This is a genomic window from Gryllotalpicola sp. CP2-P1 (assembly GCF_057512245.1).
The window spans coordinates 1-3,003 of sequence record NZ_JBLRDT010000248.1 but is presented as its reverse complement, the minus strand read 5'-3'; the positions used below and the strand labels follow the sequence as shown (position 1 = coordinate 3,003).

Below are 3,003 nucleotides of genomic sequence, written 5' to 3'. Positions count from 1 at the left end.
GCAGACGGTGCCGCCCGCCGTGAAGACGGTGCAGGCGAACCTGCCGCCCGTGAGCGCGGGCACCGGGGTGGGCGCGAGCCGGGGTGCCCCGGCGGTCGCGATCCTCGACTCGGGCTCCGAGCAGCGCAGCGACTACAACCTGAAGGGCCAGGTGAACTGCTTCGGCTCGGGCGACGCCGGCGACGCGAACGGTCACGGCACGGCGGTCGCCGGCGTGATCGGCGCCTACGACGACAACGCCGGCGTGGTCGGGGTGGCCCCCGGCGCGCCCCTCTATTCCGTGCGGATCCTCGACAGCAAGAACGCCGGAACGCTCGCGTCGCTGGAGTGCGGCCTCGACTGGGTGATCGCGAACGCGACCGCCGACGACATCAGGGTCGTGAACCTCAGCCTCGGCACGGCGGGCGCCGACGACGGGAACTGCGGGAGGACGAACGGCGACCCGATCCACCTGGCGATCTGCACGATCACCGGCATGGGCATCGTGGTCGTCGCCGCGGCGACCAACAGCAGCGTCGACATCGCCAAGGTCGTGCCCGCCGCCTACGACGAGGTGCTCGCCGTGAGCAACATGGCCGACTTCGACGGACGCCCCGGCGGCCTCGCGAGCGCGCCGGCCGCGTGCACGGCGCAGTTCAGCATGCCGTGGCCCGACGACACCGCCGCCACCAACAGCGGCTATGCCGTCAGCGCCGCCGATCAGGCGCACCTCGTCGCGGCGCCCGGCGCCTGCCCGTATTCGACGCTCAAGGGCAATCGCATCGGCTACCTGCAGTCGGGAACGAGCATGTCCACCGCCGTCGCCTCGGGGGTCGTCGCCGACTGCCTCGCGCCCGGCGGCAGCTGCGCCGACATGACGTCGTCGAAGCAGATCATGCAGACCGTGATCGCACAGGCGAGAGCACAGGCGCAGCTCGGGCATGGATTCCAGGGCGACCCGCTGCACCCGATCGCGGGCAAGTACTACGGATTCCTCGCGAGCACGGTTCCCCTGTCAGGGTCGGGCGGCACGCCGAGTCCGACGCCGACGGCGACGGCGACGGCGACCGCGAGTCCGACGCCGACGCCGACACCGACCGGAACTCCGACGCCGACCGGAACTCCAACGCCGACCGGCACCCCGACACCGACCGGAACGCCCACCCCGCCCCCGGACGCCACGAAGCCCACCGTGACGATCGCCTCGCCACCGGCCGGCACGGTGTTCAGCTCATCGGGCACGGCGACGGCATCGGCCTCCGACAACGTCGGGGTCACCGGCGTGACCTTCTGGGTCGGCACGACGAAAGTCGCGACCGCCGCCAAGCTCGCTTCGGGCCTGTGGGCCGCGACGATCAGCACGTCGTCATACCCGAACGGCACGTACACCTTCGTCGCCAAGGCGACGGATGCCGCGGGCAACGTCGGCACCTCGCCCGGCGTCGCCGTCGTGGTCAAGCACTGACCCCCGCCCCGCCCGCTCCATCGCCCCGTCCGCTCCTTGGGACCCGACTGTTCCTCCGTCCCATCCGCTCAATCGCCCTGCAGCCCCGCCCGGCGACAACAACTGTTGTTTTCCCCCGACACCCCTCCGTACGGCGACATTAGACGCCACTCCGCGCGCCCTCAGTGGGCATCTAGTGTCGCCGCACGGAGCGGGAAGGGCATCTACTGTCGCCGCACGGAGCGGGAAGGGCATCTAGTGTCGCCGCGCGGAGCGGGAGGGGCATCTAGTGTCGCCGCGCGGAACGGAAGGAGCATCTACTGTCGCCGCGCGGAACGGGAGGGGCATCTAGTGTCGCCGCACGGCGCGGGCTACAGGTACACCGTGCGGTGCTCGATCGACCCGGAAATGCGCCCCGCCGCGAAGCCGAGGTCCTTCATGACGCGATAGAGATCGTCGCGGCGGAAGCCCCGCGCCAGCAGCTTGAGAACGTCGGCGCACAGGCGCCGCACGATTCCGGGGTCGAGCGAGCGCGGCATTCCCCGCCCCCGATACGCGGCGAACAGCTTCACGTGGCTCTTCCCGTAGTTCACGTTCTGGCGGTAGACGCCGCGCGGGTCCGAACGCATGACGTAGTCGATGCCCGCCTCGGGCACCGCCACCAGCTCGTAGCCGGCCAGCTGCGCACGCCAGAAGAAGTCGGTCTCGTCGCCGCCGCCGCGGTACGACTCGTCGAACGGCCCGCAGACGGCGAACACCTCGGCGGCCACCGCGCAATTCGAGCCGGGCGCCCACGGCAGGAACCGCAGCGTGTTCTGCAACCCGGTCTGCCAGCCGAGCTCCGAGCCATCGGCGAGCACGCGGTGCAGGGCGCCGCCCTGCAGCTTCGCACCGGCGAGGTACGCCTGCCAGTGCGCCTCGAGCCACCCCGGGTGCACGAGGTCGTCGGCGTCGCAGAACACGATGAGGGCGCTGCCGGGTGTCGCGCACGACACCCCGCGATTGCGCGCGTGATTGATGCCCGGCACGGCGCTCGCATCGACGACGCGCACGGGCGGGGTCGGGCGGATGCCCGGGCCGGCCACGAACCCGGCGAGGTCGTCCCGCGAGCCGTTGTCGGCGAGCACGACCTCGAAGCGGGCCCGCGTCGCCTGCTGCTGCAGCGCGCGCAGCTGCGGCCCGATCACCCCGGTGACATCGCGGCACGGGATCACCACGGTCACGTCGACGGGTGCGCTCACACGCTCTCCTCGGCCCGGGTGCTCGCGAACTGCCGCTCGCGCACCTCGGCGAGCAGCGCGGGCGCGGCATCCCACGTGTCGGCGAAGTGCGCATGCGGCAGCTCGTGCGTCCAGGTCTCCCAGAACGCGCGGATCTTCCCGTACTTGTCGTTGACGACCACGTGCTCGACGCCGAGCAGGCAGGCGAGGATGTGCCCGTGCAGCCGATCGGTGACGAGGGTGCGCCCCGAGCTCAGCAGCCCGACTGCCCGGGTCAGATTCGCCTCGGCGAGTGCCTGGGCCGACCGCAGCTCGGCCGAGCGCAGCGCCGCGAGCCGCGTCTTGGCCGCCGCCCGGCCG

General features: G+C 71.9%; 3 protein-coding genes. 1 reads left to right on the top strand and 2 read right to left on the bottom strand.

Features of this window, described 5'->3' with window-relative positions:
- On the top strand, positions 1-1,444 hold a 1,444-nt coding region (locus tag ACM2XV_RS13715), incomplete at its 5' end, for a S8 family serine peptidase (protein WP_487027327.1).
- A 350-nt stretch (positions 1,445-1,794) separates the two neighbouring features.
- On the opposite strand, the gene ACM2XV_RS13710 is transcribed toward ACM2XV_RS13715, so the two are convergent.
- The gene (locus ACM2XV_RS13710) at positions 1,795-2,664 is read right to left on the bottom strand and encodes a glycosyltransferase family 2 protein (protein WP_487027326.1); all 870 of its coding nucleotides are present in this window, start codon (positions 2,662-2,664) and stop codon (positions 1,795-1,797) included.
- The coding region (locus ACM2XV_RS13705) for a polysaccharide pyruvyl transferase family protein (RefSeq protein ID WP_487027325.1) at positions 2,661-3,003 on the bottom strand (343 nt) is incomplete at its 5' end. The genes ACM2XV_RS13705 and ACM2XV_RS13710, both read right to left, overlap by 4 nt.